Origin of the sequence: Bradyrhizobium sp. BWA-3-5, from assembly GCF_032917985.1 — a bacterium.
GTDB lineage: Bacteria > Pseudomonadota > Alphaproteobacteria > Rhizobiales > Xanthobacteraceae > Bradyrhizobium.
This window is the reverse complement of sequence record NZ_CP136626.1, coordinates 3,141,884-3,161,571: the sequence shown is the minus strand read 5'-3', so window position 1 is coordinate 3,161,571 and position 19,688 is coordinate 3,141,884. Positions and strand designations below refer to the sequence as shown.

The following is a 19,688-nucleotide window of genomic DNA, read 5'->3' as shown; positions in this document are numbered from 1 at the left end:
GCTGGATTACTCGCAATCAAGATGCAGCTACCTGCGGATGATCCTCAATGATGAGGGCGAGATCGCGCCGAAAGCCCAGCGCAATAAATAGCTTCGCCATAACAAACATTGGTCCAAGCAACAGGTGCGTCGGATTGTCGACCAGCGCCGGCTGTCGCCGTTCGAACACGCGGTGCCCGATGATCTGCGATGCAACGCCGACGACAATCAGGATCGCCGTGAGTGACCACAGGCTGGTCGTCGTCGCATGACTTGCGATCACGGCAGCTACTGAGAGTAACATGATTGCGGCCGCAAGGATCGCGGCCCCGAGGGCGAAGTCGAGCAAGAACCAGTACATGAGCACTGGTATGACGGCGATGGCCGCCGCACTGGTTTGGAACCCGAAGATGGTGATGGGCCACAGGCTGAGCGGAAGAACAGCGGCGAGGAACAAGAACACGATACCGAAGACATGCATCGCGCAATTCCGTGGATCGCGATGGTATTCAACGTAATCCGCAAGCTGCCGCCGAAAATATGAACCCATGCGGTGCTTTCCTTCTGTTGTCGACCGGCGGGCCAGGCAGGTCATCCGAGACCCGACGCATCTGCTTCCATGTCCCAACTCCCACCAGGAACATTGATGGTAGTCAAAGCGCAGAAGCGGCACCTTGTACAGTCCGTCGAGGACGCCAAGCCTCTGGGAGCCAACATTGGCAATTTATGCAGTAATTCAGGCGACTAGCGCGGTATAGGGTCCCGGGAACCAGCTGTTGCGACAATTTTCCCCAACTGCTTGCCGGATGGCGCGGGTTGAGCGAACGAATTCTGTGGTTCCGGGCGATTCGCAGGCCCGGGAGACGGCGAGCGCTTTCAATTGGTGATCTTGTATCCCGTCGCCTTCACGATCGGCTGCCAGAACGCGGTGTTGGCGGCGAGTTCCTGCGTCAGGCCTTCCGGCGTCGAGCCGACCGGGATCAGGCCGATGACGGAAAGCTTTTCCTTCACTTCAGGCTTGGTGAGCGCGGCGGCGACCGCCTCGCTCAGCTTCTTCGCGAAATCCGGCGGGCTGCCGGCCGGCAGCCACATGCCGTACCAGCCATCCGCCACCAGATCGACGCCGCTCTCCCGCAGCGTCGGCGCCTCCGGCAAAAACGGCGAACGCTCCGCGCTGCCGACCGCTAGAATCCGGACATTGCCCGCGCGATGCTGCGGGATCGCGTCGGTCAGCGTCGAAATCGCGAATGGCATATGGCCGCCGACGAGATCGTTGATGATCGGCGCGCTGCCGCGATAGGCTACGCGCGTCAGCTTGATGCCGAGCGCCTCTTCGAGCCGCGAGCCGGTGAAATGCGGAATGGTGCCGTTGGACGGCACGCCGAAGGTGGCGTTATCCGGATTGGCCTTCAGCCAGTCGACGAATTGCTTGAAATCCTTGACCTCGGCCGGAACGGCCTTGCCGACGAAGACGCAGAACTCGAACCGCACGAGCTGGCTGACCGGAACGAAATCCTTTGCCGCGTCAAAGCTCGGCGTGGTCTCGACCATCGGCAGCAGATACATCGTCGGCCCCGTTGTGACGAGGATGGTCGTGCCGTCGGCGTTGGCGCCCTTGACCGCCTTGATGCCGATCAGCCCGTCACCCCCGGTGCGGTTTTCCACGATGATGTTGCGGTCGAGCGATGGCGCGATGTGCTGGGCCAGCAGCCGGCAAAGCGCGTCGCCACCGCCGCCCGCCGCAAACGGAAACACGATCCTGGTAAGCGGCCCGGCCTGCGCGAATGCCCTGCCCGTCATCGCCAGCACCGAAGCTGCGGCACCTACGGCCAGAAAATTCCGACGCTTCATCCTGTTTCCCCTCCAAACTCTTATTGTTGTTCAGCCCGTCGCTCAGCCGTTCGCCGCGACGCCGTGTCAGGCCGCGACGGTCTCGACCACCGTCATAATTCCTATCGCGACGGTGGCAAGACCGACGGCGCCCTGCAGGGCGCGATTGGCATAGGTGAGCGAGCGGGCGGAGACCACCAGCGGCACCGCGATCACCGTCGACAGCGCCCCCATGCCGATCATCGAGCCGATGCCGAACAGCGCGACATAGCCGAGCCCGACCATCGGGCTGGAGGCCTGCGTCACCGCGAGCACCAATAGCGCGGCCGAGCCTGCCATGCCGTGCATCAGGCCGACTAGCAGCGTGCGCCAGCGGAAGCCGTGGTCATGGGCATGGACGCTGCGGGCGTGCGGCGCGGTTTCGCCGGCATGGCTACGGTCATGGAAATGCACGGTGCCGTCGTCATGACCGTGGCGGTGAAAATGCACGCGGTCGTGCCGCAGCCGCCACAGCACATGGGCGCCGAGGCCGATCAGCATCACGCCGACCGCGGTCTCGAGCGGCCGGGCGACGTTTTCCGGTATAGCCCGTTCCAGCAGAATCGCGGCGCCGGCGAAAGCGAACAGCGTCAGCGTGTGGCCGAGCCCCCAGGTCAGCCCGTGCTTGACGATATCGGCGACGTGGCTGCGGCGCGCGGCGATGCTGGAGACGGCGGCAATGTGATCGGCTTCGAGCGCATGCTGCATGCCCAGCAAAAACCCCAGCCCCAGAATTCCGAACATATGCCCCCTGCTCGCCTGTATCAGTTCATCGAATACCGGTCGGAAGCCGTTGTCAGGCCAACACTTCCGAGCGGGCTCCGCAGCGCTGGCGCAGGAGCGGTGGTCGGCAGAATTTCTCACGGTGCTTCAAACAACAAGCAGATGAAACTTCACATCTGACAAGAGATTGCACAACCGAAATCGCAAGCGCCTCGCCCTTCTTCGCAGCATCACGGCGGTTTGACGCAGGGCACGCAGGGGCGCAGCGGAACGATCGGTCGCAGGAAGCCACAATGGAGTCATCCCGTGACACGATCAGCGGTTCTCGCGGCCACAGCGATCCTTGCGTCCGCGGTCGTAAGCAAGCGGCCGCGATTGCCATGCGCCGGCCGCCATCGTCGGCGGCCCGATCGGCGGCGACGGATAGGCCCGGCGCAACGGCTTTACCTGCACTCCCGGCACCTGGTTCCGAGGCAACGACGGCCGACGGCATATCTGCCAATAAGGCGGCCCTTTCGCGGGAGCGTTCTGTTCTGAAGGGCGTATCGAGGTTCTGGCCCTTTGCGAACAAGTCTGGTATTCGAGCCGTCGGCATCGCGCCTTCCCGGCGGGTTTCCGCCGGTCGCGGATCGCTTCAAGTTTGCCGGTTTAGCTCAGCGGTAGAGCAGCGGTTTTGTAAACCGAAGGTCGGGAGTTCAATCCTCTCAACCGGCACCATTTCAAAAAGCGTGGGATAGTGGCGATTGCACGGCAACGAACCTCAAGCGGAGTGCCGCCATCATCTTCGTCACCGGAAAACCGCGGCCCCGTCTCGGATGAAAAGCCCCCGTAGAGATGCGCCCGCTCTATTCCAGATGCGACGGCGATTGCGGTGACATTCTGTGCCCGGACCGCACTACCGAGGGCCAGACAAACCTGACGACTATCGGCGGTTTCGAACACCCGTAGTTTTACGGCACATAAAGCGGCATCTGGCGAGTTTATCGCCGGCGGAGTTTGTTACGGCCCAATGTGATGGAAAGGCAATTTCAAAAGTAGCACTCGACCATTGCGCAACCTATGAGAGCTCTGCCGCTGGCTCTCCGCTTCGGCTCTTGAGCCGGTGCCGCTGCGATTTGCCCCGCTTCCGGCCAGACAAGTCACAAGCTGTGAGGCAATGGAGCTCACAAGCCGCGAGGCAATGGAGCGCCGGCGTTGGCCGGAACAGTCCAGCTTGGCATCCGGTCCGGCCTCCGCGAGCGAACACTACGCGCGCCCTGCGCGATCGGAACCATCCCTCAATCGCCGTGTTTTCCTACATGAAAATTCGCGAAGAAAATTGCAATATGGTTCTGCTCGCAGTGGTCACCTGCGTCAGCGTGGCCATAGCCGGCGGTGCAAGCCTGCTGGGATCTGGCGAGAACAAGCCGGTCCGCCTTACTGACCGGACCATCGGCCGCATCGAACAGACCGCGGAGCCCGACAAGCGGATCATCCATATCGCGGACCAGCCGCCCGTGCGTGTGATCGGCGCGCCCTTTGTCCTGAACACGAATCCGCACGAGCGTTGACAGCCGCCGTCTAGTGCACGCCGCCGGTTACAACTGTCACCGTTTTATCACCTTGCGGCGCAAAACCGCGGCACTTATCCACCGCTGCCTTCGCGCCGGCTTGATTCCACAAACGCCGTTTGATGGAGTGGATTCGGCCGAGGGCTTTTTCCATGAAATGGATGAGGGAACGCGATCTCCTGATCGCGCAGACGATGGCGTTCGTTCAATCGGTAACTGGTAAGCCGCCGGAAGCCGTGAAAACGATGACGACATCGGCTGCCGTGGTGACGATCGAGACATCCGAAGTAGCCGCCGAGCCCGCGCCGCTTGCCGAGATCGCCGCCCTGCTCGCGCAAAAGATGCCGACTTCCCTCGCGCCGGCGCCGGCGCCAACGGAAACGCCGCGGGAGCTATCGCGGCCAACCCCGCTCCCGCGTCTCGACCTGCGCGACGATTTTCAAGCCGAGATCAAGGCGCGGGTCGCCAGTTTCCGTGCCCATCAGGAACGCTTCAACCGTGAGCGCGAGGCCTATTGCAGCGCGACCATGGCCAAGGTCCATGAAGCGCTGAAGGATGGCAATCAGCCGACACGCCCCGCCAAATAGCGCTCGCTCGCCGGATCTTAATTCCTGCCGATCTTCTCCAGCACCGGCAGCAGATAGGTCAGAAACGTCTGCGGGTCTTCGCTCATCGGAAAATGGCCGAGCCCCTTCATGATGGTGACGTGGCAGCCGGGAATGCTGTTCGCCACATCCAGCGTTTCCTCCGGCGTACAGGAATAGTCGTACTCGCCGGACAGGAGATACAACGGACAGCGCCTCGTATCGATCTGCGCGACGCGGCCACGGATATCCCCGTCCAGCTTGTAGAAATAGAGATCGCCCTTGAACACGCCGGGACCGCCCTGCATGTAGTGCCACAGCGTCTCCCATCGCTCCTTGTCCGGCGCATCAGGGCCGACCAGTCCGGAGACGATGGCGCCGCAGACTTCGCCGCCATGCACGTCCGCGCGGTGCAGGAAGTTGAGGTCATAATACGGATCGACATGCGCGCCGGCCTGCAAGCCGATGATGGCGCGAAATCGCTCGGGGTGCTCGAGCGCCAGATGCAGCGCGATGCGGCCGCCGATCGAACAGCCGATCAGGATCGGCTTGTCGAGGCCGAGCGCGGCCGAAATCTCCAGCACCATGGTCGTGTATTGCGCCAAGGTGAGCTGATACTCCTCATCATGCCAGCCGGCCGGCGGCGAGGATTTGCCGTGCCAGGGCATGTCGAAGGCGATCACGCGGTGGTTTTCGGTGACACGCGGGTCGTTCATCAGGCCGCGATACTGCCGCCCGTCGCTGCCCGCGGTGTGGAGGCACAATAGCGGCGTCCCCTCGCCGGCTTCCTCGATGTAGATCCGGTGCGGCCGGCCGAACAGATCAAGGTGCATGTAGCGGCCGGTAACCGGCTCGAATCTCGCGCTCATGCGGTAGCTCCTTCGCGCAGCTTGGCAAGGGCTTCCTTGAAGTAGCGCAGATGGGCCATGAAGACCTGCAGATTGCCCTCGGCCTTCAGCGTGCGCCGCTTGATCAGCGCCATCAGGTCGTTGGAGCCCGGCGGCGGGCGCCGGCTCCAGAACTTCCGCCATTCCTCTTCGGACGCCCGTAGTGCAAAGGAAGAAGACGGCATCACGAAGGGTCCTTGCGTCACCGCGACAATACGGCCCTCGAAGATGGAGATCATCCAGGGCGTGGTGCCGATCTCGAGAAGGAAACTGGTGGTGAGATAGCGGCCGCGCCGGACCAGGCCTGGATCGTTATTGACGCGTTGCTGAAGCGTTTCGATCATTTCCTGCCCTTCCCTGGCCGCTTGCCGGCTTCTCACCGTTACCAGTCCAGCGGAATGAGGCAGCCGTCAATCGGCCAAAGAATCGGCCGGGGCTAGAGCCAGGCGCATACCAGCGCCATGTTCGCCACGCAGGCGACCAGCAGGCATACGGTCACCTTGAGGTGAACGTACTGGCCGGAGGTATGAAGGCTCGTTCTCATGGCCGGGAACATCCGGCGATTCTGGCTGACGAGTCTCGGGGATTCTTTTTTCGGGCGTTTACGGCTCGTTAAAGACTCAGAGACACCACGAAAATGGGCCGAAACGAGCCAATTTGCTCCCGAAACAGCCGGTGGAATGGCGGAAACCCGGACCCCGCTTCCGCGTTGACCGTCTTTACCGGAGCTAGCAATGCCCTACGCGCTGTTCTCGAACGATGCCAAGCTGAGCAAGGCCTATCCCACCGCCGCCGACGTCTGGAAGATCGCCCAGAAGAGCGGCCTCGTCGTCGATGTCGTTTCCGGCGAAGACAGCACTGGCCCCCATCCGGTGCTCGACCATGACTACGAGATCAAGCCGTGCCAGCTCGAGCCTCATGAAGACCCCGCCCGCAATAAGGCCGACGCTGAGCGCGAAGCGCAGACGGAATTACAATTGGCCTCATAATGAGAAATGACGCAGGCAGGCCGGCACGCAAACAACACCTCTCGGCGTATAGGTCCCCTTCGCCGGGACGACATCCGAGACGTAGATCGTTTCTAGGGCGTCGCCGAGACCAGCGATGCCTGCTCCGAAGCCAGAGTGACACAGGCCTTGCGCCGCTGCAGTCCCCGGATCGCGCCGGTTACCTTGCGCACCTTGCCGACCCCGCACGAGGGATCCTGCACAAAGGCGATTTCATAGGGAGCAAGGATAAGCGGTTCAGATTTCAGGACAGTTTGAGCAAGGCACGGAAACGCCGCTGCGGAAATGATCAGCCCTAACGCAAATGCACGCATGTTTGTGGTCCCACCAGCCGGCCGGAAACATAATATCGGATCGTGACGAAAAGTTGCATGCAGCGCGAAATTTTTTCGCACTCGCCAAAAAAACTCCCAGGCTCGGACGGCCCAACAAACCTTCCAATAAAAAAGGCCGGCATATTGCCGGCCTTTCTCACGTCGATACGCAGCGTATCAATATTTGCCGACGGCCGGACCACCCCAGCCGAACCGGTAGTTCACGCCGACCTTGGCGGTGTGCTCGTCGTTGCGGAAGCTGCGGCCGGCGATGTCGGCCGGACCGGAGGTAAAGGTCGTATCGCCGAAATTGTAATACTGGTACTCGGCCTTGGCCGACCAGTTCGGGGCGAACATGTATTCGAGACCGCCACCCACGGTGTAACCGTCCTTGTGGTTGCCGTTGGTCGTGAAGCCCTGCGGCACCCCGGCCACCGTCACGCCGAGATTGTTGCCGTCGCGCCAGGCGTAACCGCCCTTGGCGTAGAGCAGCGCCGGTCCCCAAGTGTAGCCGAGACGGCCCGTTACCGAACCGAGTTGGTCGGTGTTCGAGGTCACGAGCGTGCCGCCCGGAAACAGCGTGCCATTATTATTGCCGCCCGACAGCCAGCTATACTGGGCTTCAGCACCCACCACCCAGTTCGGTGCGAACTGATAGTCGAAGCCGCCCTGGACGCCACCCAGGAAGCGGGCGTCGCTGCCTTGCAGGGAGTTGCTACCTGCAAACGCGCCGCCGACATGGCCGCCGACATAAAAACCGGTCCAGTTGTAGACCACCTGAGGCGCCGTATAGGCAGGCGCCTTGGTGTAAGGCCGCGGCGGCATATCGGCCGCAAAAGCCGGCGCCGCCAGGGCGACCAGCGCGGCAGTGCCGAGCAGAATCTTCTTCATCTACTAATCCCCGTTACAGACGTTGCGGATACCAATCCAAACAACGTGACCTCATTTAGGTTGCTTTGCGGCAATCGCCCGCGACCGGATGGCGCGTCGGCGTGACCTCACAGCAACAGATCGTTTTGGTTCCTCGCATATGGGGCTTTTTTTCCCCGTTAAGGGCGCGGTTTTCCGCTGTATTTGTGTCCGGAATCACTAAGACAAGGTTCAAGGCTCGCCGAAAAGTGATCTGAATTCGTTCATGGTTCCGCCCCCGGAACGCCGGAGGAAGGACGGCCGGCAGGCCGCACAGCGGCCTGCCTCGGGCGGCGCTTCGTCAGCCGCGCGCCACTTCGATAATGGCGTCGGCGAACGCCTGCGGCGCTTCCTGCGGCAGGTTATGTCCGATGCCCCCGGTGATGAGGCGGTGGACGTATTTGCCGGAAAATTTCCTGGCATAGACCTTGGGGTCCGGATGCGGCGCGCCGTTGGCGTCGCCCTCCAGCGTGATGGTCGGGACCGTGATGACCGGAAATTCGGCGAGTCGCTTTTCCAGCTCGTCAAACTTCGCCTCGCCCGGCGCAAGACCGAGCCGCCAGCGATAATTGTGGATCACGATGGCGACATGGTCAGGGTTGTCGAAGGAGGCTGCGCTGCGCTCGAAGGTGGCGTCGTCGAACTTCCATTTCGGCGAGGCAAGCTGCCAGATCAGCTTGGAGAACTCGCGGCGGTACTTCTCGTAGCCGAGCCGGCCCCGCTCGGTGGCAAAATAATACTGGTACCACCATTGCAACTCGGCCGACGGTGGCAGCGGCTTGCTGTTGGCTTCCTGACTGCCGATCAGATAGCCGCTGACCGAAACCAGCGCCTTGACGCGCTCCGGCCAGATCGCCGCGACGATGTCGGCGGTTCGGGCGCCCCAGTCGAAACCGGCCACCAGCGCCTTGTCGATCTTCAGCGCATCCATCAGGGCAATCACGTCGGTGGCGAGTGCAGCCTGCTGGCCGTTGCGCGGCGTATCCGCCGCAAGGAAGCGCGTTGTGCCATAGCCCCGCAGATGCGGCGCGATCACCCGGAAGCCCGCGGACGCCAGCAGCGGCACCACATCAACGAAGGCATGGATGTCATAGGGCCAGCCGTGCAGAAGAATGACCGCAGGGCCATCGGCGGGGCCGGCCTCGGCATAGCCAACATTGAGGACATCAGCCTCGATCTGTTTCACTGCGTCAAATGAGGTGTGGGTGCCCACTTTCACCCCGCCTCCGCCGGGCTTCGCCTCTCCAGACTGCGCGAACAGGCGGCCACTCCCCAGGAACGGCCCAGCCGCAAGCGCCAAGGCGGCTGCACCGAGAAAACGGCGGCGATCAGGGGTGACGTGTTGGGACATGACTCTCTCCGTATTAACTCTTATGCGATTAGGTCGCATGCGATGTACTAGGCGACTGCCTGCCGGTCAACCTGTTCGACCTAATCGCCTGCGCTTTATGCATCACACTCTCGTGTGGGGCGCGCCGGGCAAAGATTGAAGATATCTGCGGGGAGCAATCCGCTGACAGGCTCTCGGTGTCTTCTGGGTGTGCGCGCCTGAACGCTAGCGCGTCATCTTCTCCAGTTCCGGAAATGGCGCGTAGGCCAGCCCCGCACAAGTCTCGGCGGCGTTTTCGACGATGCGGTCGAGCCGGCCGTCGACAAACATGATGGCGCGTTCGCGCGGCTCGCGATAACCCCCGTCGGATTCACGGGCCGAGAACCTGACGCAGGCGACATAGCGCTGCCGTCCGCCGATCACGCGCTCGACCGGCTCGGCCATGACGGCGTCGCGCACGCCGACGGGATTATTGAGATAGGTCCGCAGGAATGACTGCACTTCGGTGCGGTAATTCTTCGGAAACGGCTGGCTGGAAACGCCGCGATCCTCGGTAAAGGTAATCGGCTTGCTTTCATCAACGGCGGCGCACGCCGACAGCATGACCGGCAGCAACATCATCACCGCAATTTTGATCGAACGCCCCAAGCGAAGTCTTCCCCTCAATCCGCCATCTCTTAGACTGCTTGGCGCAGGAATGGAATTCGCAACTCGGTTATCTCATCGCACTGCTCGCGAAAAATTGAGCAGCGCCAGCCCACCGCCATTAGCGAAGCAATGGCGCATGGACTGGCCTGATATTCGCCGGCGCCGGGGCAATGGGGGCGAAAACGCGCGCCGGCGAATCAGATTCAGCTACGCTTCGCGGCCGGCTTCATGTGCTTGGCGGCAGCGTGTGATTTTCCTTTCACCTTGTGCGCGCTCATTTGCTTGTGATGGCGATCTATCTTTGCATTGGCATTGAGCGCCTTGGCCTTGCCCTGCTCCGTCGTGACGGCAGGAGCCTGTGCGGCTTTGTTCGCAGGAATTTGCGTGGTCTTGTTCGCCGGGGCCTGCGCAGCCTTACCCGCGGTACCTGCAAGTGCGGGTGCGGCGAGAACCGAAACGGCAACGAGCGCTGCGGAAATGGTCTTGAGCATGGTTGTCTTCCTCTTCCTGTGTCTGTGTCCCGCCCCATCGGACCTGCGGGCATTTTCCGATTGATGGCCAGGGCTCGCCGATCATGTAGGCGATGCTAGCGGCCCCGCACTGAACCCCTCCTGAAGCGTTCGTTCATCTGAATGACACCTTCATCATGTCCGCTTGATCACGGGACGCCGATGAAAATTGGCGAAATCGAGATGAAGGGCGCGGGAATGCTCTTGCGAATGTCTTTGGGAATGTTCTCGGGCGCCAGGGGTTTCAACCACGGGCTTCGGTGTAGGATCGCCGAACCGCCATCCAGGAGACTTGCATGAACAAACTCGCGATCAGACTTCTGACTCTCGCAATGTTGTCACTCACACTTGCGGCAGCCCCTGTCGTGACCGCCGTCTACGCCGCCCCCGACAACGATCCACCGCCGCCCGACAAGAAGAAAAAGAAGTCCAGCGAAGCCCGCCCCGGCAGCGAGCAAACCGCATTCGCCGACGGCTATCGCGCCGCCTATGCCGCGATTTACGAGCGCCACGACTATGCTGCGGCGATCGCGCAGCTCAAGGCGCTCGGCCGTGACGATAGCGCCGCCGTCGCCAACCTGATCGGCTACTCCTATCGCCAGCTCGGCGACTACAAGGTCTCGCAAGTCTGGTACGAGCGCGCGCTCAAGGCCGATCCGAACCACGTCAAGACCTGGCAGTATTACGGCCTCTGGCAGGTCGAACAGGGCAACCGCGATCAGGCGCAGTATCACCTGAACAAGATCGCGCAGCTCGCGGGCACCTCGAGCGAGGAATATCGCTCGCTGGCGGCTGCGCTGGAAAAGGCGCCGGGCACGGGACTGGTTTACTGAGGCACCGCGCTCTCCGCGTTATTGCGAGCGAAGCGAAGCAATCCATTGCGCGGCATAACGGATGGATGGATTGCTTCGTCGCTTCCGCTCCTCGCAATGACGGAAAACAATCACCGGCGCAGTCCTCGAAACTGCGCCGGTTTTCTTTGCCTCACTTCATCGCCTTCTCGACTTCCGCACGGAAGGCCTGACGCGTGGTGTCGCGCGAATAGAACATGTGGCCGCCTGGATAGACGACGAGCTTGACGCGGTCCGACCTTGCAAAGGCCGGCAACTGGTCGAGCATCACCTTCGAGGCAAAATACGGCGTGGCGAGATCGAACAGCCCGTGGCCGACCAGCAGTTTCATGTTCGGGTCGAGCGCGAGAATCTGGCGAAGCTGCGAGATCGACTCCGAAGGCCCGCGGCCGAAATCCCAGGCCTTGTACACGGCTTCGTTGAGCAGATGATACGAGCCATCCGGCCGCCAGTTCAGCTTGCGCGTGGTGAGGTCGACCGCCGCGCTGGTCAGCGGCGCCATTAGGCTGTCGCCGGAAGGATCGCCGAAATGCGCGGAGTTCGAATCCGGATAAGGGTCATAGCCTAACACCGAGCCGTCGTAGCGCCCTGTGACGCGACCGTTGCGACGATCGAATTCGCGGCGAAACTCGCCGACTTCGAAGCGTCCCGCAAGGCGCCGGCTCACCGCCTGATCGATGCCGGTCAATGCCGCCACCTTGTCGGCGAGCCGCGTCGACGCCGTGCTGTCAGCCTGCCCTTTAATGAGGTCGGTCAGAAACTCGCCTTGCGCATAACGCTCGATATCGGTGAGATCGGCGCGCGTCACCTTGGCCTCCCCCTTGGCCTCGCGCGCCACCGCCGCCATGCTCGGCAGCGTGTACATGTATTGCAGGATGCTCGAGCCGGAAAAATCGCGATAATCGAACAAGGGCGAGACCATGATCAGCCCGCGCACGCCGACGCCCTGCTGTGTCTGCAGGTTGCGCACCACTTTCGGCCCGCGGATGCCGCCATAGCTTTCGCCCGTGACGTATTTCGGCGACAGCAGGCGGTCGTATTTCTCCAGCCAGCGCCGGATCACCAGCGCGATCGCGGCGACATCGCCATCGACGGAATAGAAGCGCTTGCGCGCGTCGTCACCGGTCGCGACAAAACGGCTGTAGCCGGTGCCGACGGGATCGATGAAGACGAGATCGGTGAAGTCGAGCCACGTCTCCGCGTTGGGCAACAGATCGGGCGTCGCCGACGACACCGCGCCCTCGCCCGTGATCGACACGCGCCACGGCCCGGCAGCGCCGAACTGCAGCCAGGCCGAGGACGCGCCGGGGCCGCCATTGAAGAAGAACGTCACCGGGCGGCGCTCGCGATCGCCGCCGTCGAGCTGATAGGACGTATAGGCGATGTCAGCCTGCGGCTCGCCCTTGTCGTCGAACAGCCGGATCGAGCCCGCGGTGGCGGTGAAGTTGAGCGTGCGGCCGGGCAGCGCCAGCGCGTGCTCGGTGGTGGAATCCGGCGGCAGGCGATGCTGCTCGGCCGTGGGTGTCAGAGCTGCCGAGGCACCGCGTACCGGTCCGCCCTTTTGACCGGGCGGAGATGGCGAGGCCGTTGCCGAAGGCTGCGGCGCCGGGTCTTCGGCGCGGGCCGCGAGGCTGCCGCACAGGATCAAAAGCATGGCGGCAAGGCGCAGCGCCGCCCCTGGTCGAAAACTCATGTCGTTTGCTCCACGCGCGTGCTCCCTGGGCGCCGCGAACCGGTGCGTCGGATTCTGCCGCAACAGTGCGACAATCAGGCGGTGCTGCACAACACGCGGAAACCTGCCGGAAAATCACAATCCCGACAGCTTCCCCTGGGAAAATGGCCGCTACGCCCGGTGGTTGTCCCCCTCGGCGGTTAGGTGCTATCGGTCGGTTCCGCCGGGGAAACAGCCGAGTATAACGACCAATATTTTCGATCCATCCATGAAACCATTCCGGCGCTGGCGCGACTAATGAACCTGCGCTTTTCAATGGGGATTTATACGATGAAACGTACGATTGCTGTTTGTCTCGGCCTCGTGGTGCTGGCATCGAACGCCGCCGCCCAGTCGCCGGTTGCGGTCGTCGAGGACATCAAGGGCAAGGTGACCGGCGCGGAGTTCATGGACTATGTGGCGCCGAAAGCGGTCATCAAGATCGGCGACGGCGGCTCCGTCGTTCTCAGCTATCTGAAATCCTGCCGGCGCGAAACGATCAACGGCGCCGGCACCGTGACCGTCGGCACCGACGAAAGCACCGTGGAGAACGCCGGCGTCCTGGTCGAAAAGACCGATTGCGATCCCAGCCAGATGAATGTGGCGACGCGCGAGACCCGGGCGGCCGCGGCCACCGTGCTGCGCAGCGTCGACACCAAGGCGCTGCCGGAGCCGCAGCTCACGCTTTACGGTTCATCGCCCTTTATCGAAGCCAGGGGACGCGGCACGCTCACCGTGCGCCGCCTCGATGTCCCCGGCGAGAAGCAGCAGATCAATCTCGGCGGCACCCAACTCAAGGGCAAATTTGTCGACTTCGCCAGTGAGAACGTCGCGCTCGTTCCCGGCGGTCTCTACGCCGCCAGTTTCAAGCAATCGCAAATCGTGTTCCGGGTAGACGCACAGGCCAAGCCCGGCGCGACGCCGATCGTCGGCCGGCTGCTGCGGATGGAATAGGCGTGACGGACCTGCCCGCTTGAGAATACGGCGCAGCACGCGCAATAGGATGGTCGTTGCCGCAATCGCGCTGGTCTGCGCGGCGGCTTCGGTATCTCCCGTGGTCAGGCCGATCCGCGGGCTCTCGCTCGATATCCTCACCGCGCTGCGTTGGGAGATGTTCGGCCGCCGGCAGGATCCGGCCGCCTCTCCTGCGGTCGTCGTCGCGATCGACGAGGAGAGCCTGCGCGCTCCGCCCTTTAAGGATTCGCCGATGCTGACCTGGACCGGCGAGATCGGCCGCGTGCTGGCGGCAACGCTCGAAGGCGGCGCCAAGGTCGCCGGCTTCGACGTCGTGATCCCGGCGTCGATCGAGCAATCGCAACTGCCGTTCGGCGAAGGCATGCTCGGCGACAAGGTGCGCGGCTTCGATCGTGACTTCCTGAGGGCGCTGGCCGCCGCATCAACGAATGGCAAGGTGGTGCTGGGCGAAATCCTCGGCGGCAACCAGCCGGTCAGGCCATCGCCAGGCCAGCGCGTCGCGGTGCGCCAGCACCTGAATATTCGGCCGCTCAACGTTTTCAACGATCATGACGATATCGTGCGCCGCCTGCCGCTGAGCTTTGCCGTCAACGGCACCAAGATGCCGTCGATGGCGGTCGAGCTGGCATCACGGGCGCTCGGCGCCGCGCCGGAATTCGACGCGAGCGGCAGGATGACGCTGGCGGGCTACCAGGTGCCCGGCCGCGTGCCTGATACAATGACGCTGAATTTCGAGGGCGGCGCCGACGACATCCCGACCTTCTCCTTTGCGGATTTGCGCGCCTGCGCCGTCAAGAACGACAAGGACTATTTCAAGCGCTGGTTCGCCGGAAAGGTCGTCATCTTCGGCAGCGTGCTCGATATCGAGGACCGCAGGCAGACCTCCAAACGTTTCGCGACCGGCATCGAAGGCGCGCGCACGCCGCGCTGCGCCGCGGAGACCACGCCGGTCACGGCGGGCTACCGGATCAGCACGATCGCGGGCGTCTATATCCATGCAACCGCGGTCAACAACCTGATCCAGCGCAACGCCGTAGTCGAGCCCGGCCCGCTGGGCCGTTTCCTGATCTCCGCCTTGTTTGCCGCGCTCGCGGCGATTGCCGCGTGGCGCTTGCGGCCGCTCAGCGCGGCGCTGGCCTGGGCGGCGGTGATCGCGATCAGCGTTACCGGCGCCACGATCGCCTTCAACCAGTCGCTGGCACTGCCGGTCGCCGAGCCGTTGCTGGCCAGCCTGTTTGCGCTGGCCGCCACCATCGGCTTCCGCTTTGTCGTCGCCGACAAGGACCGCCGCCTCTTGCAGAAGAGTTTTGCGCTCTATCTCGCCCCGCATGTCATCAACCGCATGCTGTCGTCGAACAAATTGCCAGAGCTCGGCGGCGAAACCCGCAACGTCACCGTGTTCTTCTCCGACATCGAAGGCTTTTCGCTGATCGCGGAAAAGATGTCGCCGGACGGCCTGATGGAGCTGATGAACGAATATCTTTCGGCGATGACCGACGTGATCGAGCGCCATGGCGGCTATGTCGACAAATATATCGGCGACTCCGTCGTCGCGGTGTTCGGCGCGCCGGCCGACGATCCCGACCACGCCGCCAATGCGGCGCGCGCAGCGCTCGATTGCTGCACGCAGCTCGCCGAACTCAATACGAATTCGCCCCTCTTCCAGGGATACAAGCTTGCGCAGCGGATCGGCATCAATTCCGGCGAGGCCTTGGTCGGCAATTTCGGATCGCGGCGGCGTTTCAATTACTCTGTCATGAGCGACGCGGTGAACCTCGCCTCGCGGCTGGAAGGTGCCAACAAGTTCTACGGCACCACCGTCATCGCCTCCGAGACGACGGTTGCGCTGGCGGGCGGAGACTTCGCCTGGCGCGAACTCGACGCCATCAGGGTCAAGGGGCGGACCGGTGCGCTGAAGATCTACCAGTTGCTGGCGCGGGCGGCGGAGCTGACCACCGCCCAGCAGACAATGATCGACAATTATGCCGACGGGCTGGCGCTTTGGCGGGCCCGCGAATTTGAAGGCGCGGCGGAATGTTTCGCCCGTTCGGCCGAGATCGACCGCCCCGCGTCCCTGTTTGCGGCGCGAGCGCGGGAATTGGCCCAAAATCCGCCCGAAGCGGGTTGGGACCCGATCCGGACCTTGCAGGAAAAATGACGCCCCGATGACCGCCGGTTTAGGTTACCGACGCGAAAGAGCCGCCTAACCATCTCGACAAGCCTGCCCAAGGTGTATAGACGAGCGCGGCGCAATCCGGCGCTATTCGCGAGCTCGTCGTCCGATGGCCACCCCCAAGCGATACGAACGGATCGCCTTCGTCGCGAGCCCAAGCGACGAGGCGCAGGCCGCGCTGGCGCAGCTCACCAAGCTCTACGGCGATCATGATGCCGGCGCCGCCGATGTGGTGGTGGCGCTGGGCGGCGACGGGTTGATGCTGCAGACGCTGCACGCCCACATGCGCACGGGAAAGCCGATCTACGGCATGCATCGCGGCACCGTCGGCTTCCTGATGAACGAATTCACCACCCACGATCTGCACACGCGGCTGGCGGCGGCGCGGGAATCCCTGATCAACCCGCTCTTGATGCGCGCCACCGACGTCCATGGCGTGGTGCATCTGCATCACGCCATCAACGAGGTCGCGCTGTTCCGCCAGACCAACCAGGCCGCGCATTTGCGCATCCTGATCGACGAGCACGAGCGGATGGCCGAACTGATCGCCGACGGCATCCTGGTGGCGACGCCGGCCGGCTCGACGGCCTATAATCTGTCGGCACAGGGACCGATCCTGCCGATCAACGCCGCGCTGCTGGCGCTGACCCCGATCAGCGCGTTCCGTCCACGGCGCTGGCGCGGCGCCCTGCTCCCCAATTCAGCCTTCGTGGTGATCGAGGTGCTGGAGGGTGCGAAACGTCCGGTCGCGGCCGCCGCCGACCATGACGACGTGCGCGACGTCCGCCGCGTCGAGGTGCTGTCCGACAAGACGATCTCGATGCGAATGCTGTTCGACCCCGGTCACAGTCTCGAGGAGCGGATCCTGCGCGAGCAGTTCGGTTCCTGACGTCTGTCGTCCCAGCCTCGAGCCGGGACCCGTACCCACAGGCGTTGGTCGTTGCAAACGTTGTCGGTTCATGCCCCAAACTGCACGGGCCGCGGCGTATGGATCGCGGCTCAAGGCCGGGACGACCCAACGGCTTTGTCGGCCCATCAATCTGTGCCGCAACCATTCCTTAATGGGGCCGCGATATGGTTAACGCCAGTATACTGTTTGCTGGCCGGACCCGACCATGTATCGCATTGACTTCAACAAGCTGCGATTTCTGATTTGCGACGACAATCCGCATATGCGTCGCATCCTGCGCACGCTGTTGCATTCGTTCGGCGCGCGCGAGGTCTATGAGGCGGAAGACGGCGCGACCGCGTTGGAAATGTACAGCCACTATGTGCCCGACATCGTCATCACCGACTGGGCGATGCCGATCTTCGACGGACTCGAGCTCGCGCAGATGATCCGCCAGCCGGAAGGCAAGGGTAACCCCTATGCTCCGATCATCATGCTGACTGGGCATTCGGAAAAGCGGCGCGTGACGGTCGCGCGCGACGCCGGGGTCACCGAGTTCCTGGCCAAGCCGATCTCGGCCAAGGGGCTCTACCAGCGCATCCTCAATGTCGTCGCCAATCCCCGCCCCTTCATCAAGACCAAGACCTATTTCGGCCCGGACCGCCGGCGCAACACCGCCAATGCCTATATCGGCCCCGAACGCCGGGTCGGTGGCGAAATGGAAGTGCTGCAGCAGCCTTCGCTGCTCGATAAGGCACGATCGAACATCTGAGCTCTGGCCTGGAGAGACCATCATGGCAAAGGAAAAGCCAGGAACGCAGAAGGCAGGAACGGTGCAGATCAGGTCGTTCGCCGATCACCATGTGATCACGCAGCCCAATCCGCTGCGCAAGGTGCTGCTGCGCGTGCCCGAGTCCGATCTCGACGACCCGGTCGGGCGCGCGGAAAAGGCGCTCGCCGAACTGTCAGGCGAATTCAAGAACTGGATGACGATCGAGGCCGACCGCCTCTCGGCCGCCCATGCAACCGTTCTGCGCAACGGCTTCACCATCGAGAGCCGCGAAGAGCTGTTTCGCGCCGCCCATGACATCAAGGGCGATGCCGCCACGTTCGGCTTCCCTTCGGCGGCGGCCGCCGCCGAGAGCCTCTGCCGCATCATCGAGCATGCGCCCGACCTCGACCAGGTCCCCGAGGAGCTGATCACCCATCACATCAATGCCGTTCAGGCGATCGTGCGCGAACGCACCAAACTCGATACGGCTGTCATGGCGAGCAAGCTGAGCAGGCAGCTCCGCGGCGTGGCCGATGAATTTTTGCTCAAGGTCAACCGCGACCGCCCCGATCATCTCGAAGCGATCCTGGCGCCGAGTATCGTTCCGGCAGAGTAAGCCAAACGGGATTATCTCCGCGCGTCGTCCCTGCGAACGCAGGGACCCATAACCGCCAGCGCTGACTATTTTTAAAGCTAACTGCCACATCGCCCTGCGGATAAGCCGCGGCGTATGGGTCCCTGCGAACGCAAGGGACGACATCGATATTCGTGGCAGCGTCGACTTACGCCGCGATCAGATCGCGCGGGGCCGGCACAAAGGCCTCATCGGCGACCAGTTCCTCGCAGAACGCGCGGGCTTCCTCGCGTGCGGATTCGGTCGCAAAGCGCCGCAGCAGGATCAATAGCGGCTCGGCGGACTTGCCGTCGGTCTCGCAATGGGTCAGCGCGCGCTCCACCATGCGGCGGCGCAGGCGCGCGGCTCCGACGAGGGTATCGACATAGCCGGTTTCGCGGCTGGCCTCGAGCGCCACACGAAACGCTGCGAAGGTCGATTCTGGCAAGCCCGCGCGGATCAGCAGCGCCTGCAGGCTGGCGCCGCCGCGGTCATGCAACAGCGCCGTGACGCGGGCCATCGGCAGATCGGCCAGCTCCGCCAGCGCCGCCTCGAACAGTTCGAGATTGCTCGACAGCAGCGCACGCAGGATCAGGCCGGCGGTCAATTGGTTGGTGGCGCGCAGGTGCTGCACGAGGCCGGCCATCTCCTCGCCGCGCGAGCGCGCCGCGATATTGAGGGTCGAGCGCTCGCGCGCTTCGTTTGCCAGCCGCCCTGCCCGGTCTGCGCTCAGCCAGTTGCGCGCGACGACGAACTGCGCCAGCGTGTCGGACAGCTTTGCGACCAGCGCGGCGCGGGTCGCGGCCGGCAGGCCTTCGAGCAGCAGCATCGATTCCCTGATCGCGGCGAGATGGCCATGACGTTCGACGATGCGGTCCCAGGAGAACGGCGCCAGCTCGGCATAAGCGTTTTCAATGAGCTCGAGCGCGGCGGCGGCCGAGCCGACTTCGGCGATCGCGGCGGAAACCGACGGCGGCAAATTAATGCGGCGGGCGATTGCGCATTGCATGTCGCTGTTGCCGGTGGCGACGATGTCGACGAGGTCGGCATCGATCAGAAGCGGCGAATGTTCGAGCACCGGCAGCGCGATCGCGGGCTGGTCAAGCGCCAGCGCCTGCACGATCGCGGCCGGCGCCTCGGAACTGCGCGCGAATACTTGCGACATCGCCTGGCGTACCAAAGGCGATGGATCGTCGAGCAGCATCAGCAGCGCGCCTTCGGCGGCGATGCGGTCGTCCTCGCTGAGATCTGAAATCAACCAGGCGCGCGCCAGTGCCCGCGTCGCCTCTGCCCGCTCGCCTGCCGGAGCGGTACGAATCCAACTGATGAACTGCCGAACGATCATGGTCCTGGCTACGCAACCTCAGACGACACCGGAACGCGATGCCACTATTA

The 19,688-nt window shown here is 63.3% G+C and carries 21 protein-coding genes, 1 tRNA gene and 1 pseudogene; 10 read left to right on the top strand and 13 right to left on the bottom strand.

The window, feature by feature from the left end:
- Positions 1-16: 16 nt before the first annotated feature.
- The 3 genes from RX331_RS15080 to RX331_RS15070 all read right to left on the bottom strand — a co-directional run bounded on the left by RX331_RS15080 (position 17) and on the right by RX331_RS15070 (position 2,592).
- Positions 17-529: a DUF962 domain-containing protein gene (locus RX331_RS15080; RefSeq protein WP_317257293.1), complete on the bottom strand. Its 513-nt coding sequence runs from the start codon at positions 527-529 to the stop codon at positions 17-19.
- Between the two features lie 326 nt (positions 530-855).
- Positions 856-1,830 carry a Bug family tripartite tricarboxylate transporter substrate binding protein gene (locus RX331_RS15075; RefSeq protein ID WP_317257292.1) on the bottom strand — a complete coding sequence of 325 codons (975 nt, stop codon included), beginning with the start codon at positions 1,828-1,830 and terminating at the stop codon, positions 856-858.
- 66 nt (positions 1,831-1,896) lie between these two features.
- Positions 1,897-2,592 carry an urease accessory protein gene (locus RX331_RS15070; RefSeq protein WP_317257291.1) on the bottom strand — a complete coding sequence of 232 codons (696 nt, stop codon included), beginning with the start codon at positions 2,590-2,592 and terminating at the stop codon, positions 1,897-1,899.
- A gap of 621 nt (positions 2,593-3,213) precedes the next feature.
- Here RX331_RS15070 and RX331_RS15065 point away from each other — a divergent pair.
- Positions 3,214-3,288, top strand: a tRNA-Thr gene (locus tag RX331_RS15065).
- Between the two features lie 87 nt (positions 3,289-3,375).
- Here RX331_RS15065 and RX331_RS38800 read toward each other — a convergent pair.
- Positions 3,376-3,513, bottom strand: a pseudogene (locus tag RX331_RS38800) (hypothetical protein); the annotation flags it as partial.
- 356 nt (positions 3,514-3,869) lie between these two features.
- On the opposite strand from RX331_RS38800, the gene RX331_RS15060 reads away from it, so the two are divergent.
- Positions 3,870-4,121: a hypothetical protein gene (locus RX331_RS15060; protein WP_317257290.1), complete on the top strand. Its 252-nt coding sequence runs from the start codon at positions 3,870-3,872 to the stop codon at positions 4,119-4,121.
- Positions 4,122-4,273: 152 nt separating this feature from the next.
- Positions 4,274-4,708: a hypothetical protein gene (locus tag RX331_RS15055; RefSeq protein ID WP_317257289.1), complete on the top strand. Its 435-nt coding sequence runs from the start codon at positions 4,274-4,276 to the stop codon at positions 4,706-4,708.
- Between the two features lie 17 nt (positions 4,709-4,725).
- On the opposite strand, the gene RX331_RS15050 is transcribed toward RX331_RS15055, so the two are convergent.
- Complete coding sequence (locus RX331_RS15050) at positions 4,726-5,574, bottom strand: alpha/beta hydrolase (RefSeq protein ID WP_317257288.1); 849 nt, start codon at positions 5,572-5,574, stop codon at positions 4,726-4,728.
- Entirely contained in the window at positions 5,571-5,936 is a 366-nt protein-coding gene (locus RX331_RS15045) for a hypothetical protein (RefSeq protein ID WP_317257287.1), read from the bottom strand. The genes RX331_RS15050 and RX331_RS15045 overlap by 4 nt, the downstream gene beginning before the upstream one ends.
- A 390-nt stretch (positions 5,937-6,326) precedes the next feature.
- Here RX331_RS15045 and RX331_RS15040 point away from each other — a divergent pair, with 390 nt between their 5' ends.
- The gene (locus RX331_RS15040) at positions 6,327-6,581 is read left to right on the top strand and encodes a hypothetical protein (protein ID WP_317257286.1); all 255 of its coding nucleotides are present in this window, start codon (positions 6,327-6,329) and stop codon (positions 6,579-6,581) included.
- Positions 6,582-6,673: 92 nt separating this feature from the next.
- On the opposite strand, the gene RX331_RS15035 is transcribed toward RX331_RS15040, so the two are convergent.
- From RX331_RS15035 to RX331_RS15015, 5 genes are all read right to left on the bottom strand, one after another.
- Entirely contained in the window at positions 6,674-6,913 is a 240-nt protein-coding gene (locus RX331_RS15035) for a hypothetical protein (RefSeq protein WP_317257285.1), read from the bottom strand.
- 177 nt (positions 6,914-7,090) lie between these two features.
- On the bottom strand, positions 7,091-7,804 hold the full coding sequence (locus RX331_RS15030; protein ID WP_317257284.1) for a porin family protein: 714 nt from the start codon (positions 7,802-7,804) through the stop codon (positions 7,091-7,093).
- 319 nt (positions 7,805-8,123) lie between these two features.
- Positions 8,124-9,173: an alpha/beta hydrolase gene (locus tag RX331_RS15025; RefSeq protein ID WP_317257283.1), complete on the bottom strand. Its 1,050-nt coding sequence runs from the start codon at positions 9,171-9,173 to the stop codon at positions 8,124-8,126.
- A gap of 204 nt (positions 9,174-9,377) precedes the next feature.
- Positions 9,378-9,773 (bottom strand): hypothetical protein, encoded by a 396-nt coding sequence (locus tag RX331_RS15020; RefSeq protein WP_410708282.1) that lies wholly within the window; start codon positions 9,771-9,773, stop codon positions 9,378-9,380.
- A gap of 230 nt (positions 9,774-10,003) precedes the next feature.
- Complete coding sequence (locus RX331_RS15015; protein WP_317257282.1) at positions 10,004-10,291, bottom strand: His-rich protein BRANT; 288 nt, start codon at positions 10,289-10,291, stop codon at positions 10,004-10,006.
- Between the two features lie 314 nt (positions 10,292-10,605).
- On the opposite strand from RX331_RS15015, the gene RX331_RS15010 reads away from it, so the two are divergent.
- Entirely contained in the window at positions 10,606-11,142 is a 537-nt protein-coding gene (locus RX331_RS15010) for a tetratricopeptide repeat protein (RefSeq protein WP_317257281.1), read from the top strand.
- Between the two features lie 151 nt (positions 11,143-11,293).
- Here the strand turns inward: RX331_RS15010 and RX331_RS15005 are convergent, their stop codons facing one another.
- Positions 11,294-12,853: a S10 family peptidase gene (locus RX331_RS15005; protein WP_410708211.1), complete on the bottom strand. Its 1,560-nt coding sequence runs from the start codon at positions 12,851-12,853 to the stop codon at positions 11,294-11,296.
- 309 nt (positions 12,854-13,162) lie between these two features.
- On the opposite strand from RX331_RS15005, the gene RX331_RS15000 reads away from it, so the two are divergent.
- The 5 genes from RX331_RS15000 to RX331_RS14980 all read left to right on the top strand — a co-directional run bounded on the left by RX331_RS15000 (position 13,163) and on the right by RX331_RS14980 (position 18,296).
- Positions 13,163-13,825, top strand: a complete 663-nt coding sequence (locus RX331_RS15000) for a hypothetical protein (protein WP_317257280.1) — start codon at positions 13,163-13,165, stop codon at positions 13,823-13,825.
- A 49-nt stretch (positions 13,826-13,874) separates the two neighbouring features.
- Positions 13,875-16,004 (top strand): adenylate/guanylate cyclase domain-containing protein, encoded by a 2,130-nt coding sequence (locus tag RX331_RS14995; protein ID WP_317257279.1) that lies wholly within the window; start codon positions 13,875-13,877, stop codon positions 16,002-16,004.
- 124 nt (positions 16,005-16,128) lie between these two features.
- Complete coding sequence (locus RX331_RS14990) at positions 16,129-16,908, top strand: NAD kinase (RefSeq protein ID WP_317257278.1); 780 nt, start codon at positions 16,129-16,131, stop codon at positions 16,906-16,908.
- A 226-nt stretch (positions 16,909-17,134) separates the two neighbouring features.
- Positions 17,135-17,680, top strand: coding sequence for a response regulator (locus RX331_RS14985; RefSeq protein WP_317257277.1), 546 nt, complete (start codon positions 17,135-17,137; stop codon positions 17,678-17,680).
- Between the two features lie 22 nt (positions 17,681-17,702).
- Positions 17,703-18,296, top strand: coding sequence for an Hpt domain-containing protein (locus RX331_RS14980; RefSeq protein ID WP_317257276.1), 594 nt, complete (start codon positions 17,703-17,705; stop codon positions 18,294-18,296).
- Positions 18,297-18,462: 166 nt separating this feature from the next.
- On the opposite strand, the gene RX331_RS14975 is transcribed toward RX331_RS14980, so the two are convergent.
- The gene (locus RX331_RS14975) at positions 18,463-19,638 is read right to left on the bottom strand and encodes a DUF2336 domain-containing protein (protein ID WP_317257275.1); all 1,176 of its coding nucleotides are present in this window, start codon (positions 19,636-19,638) and stop codon (positions 18,463-18,465) included.
- Between the last annotated feature and the right edge of the window lie 50 nt (positions 19,639-19,688).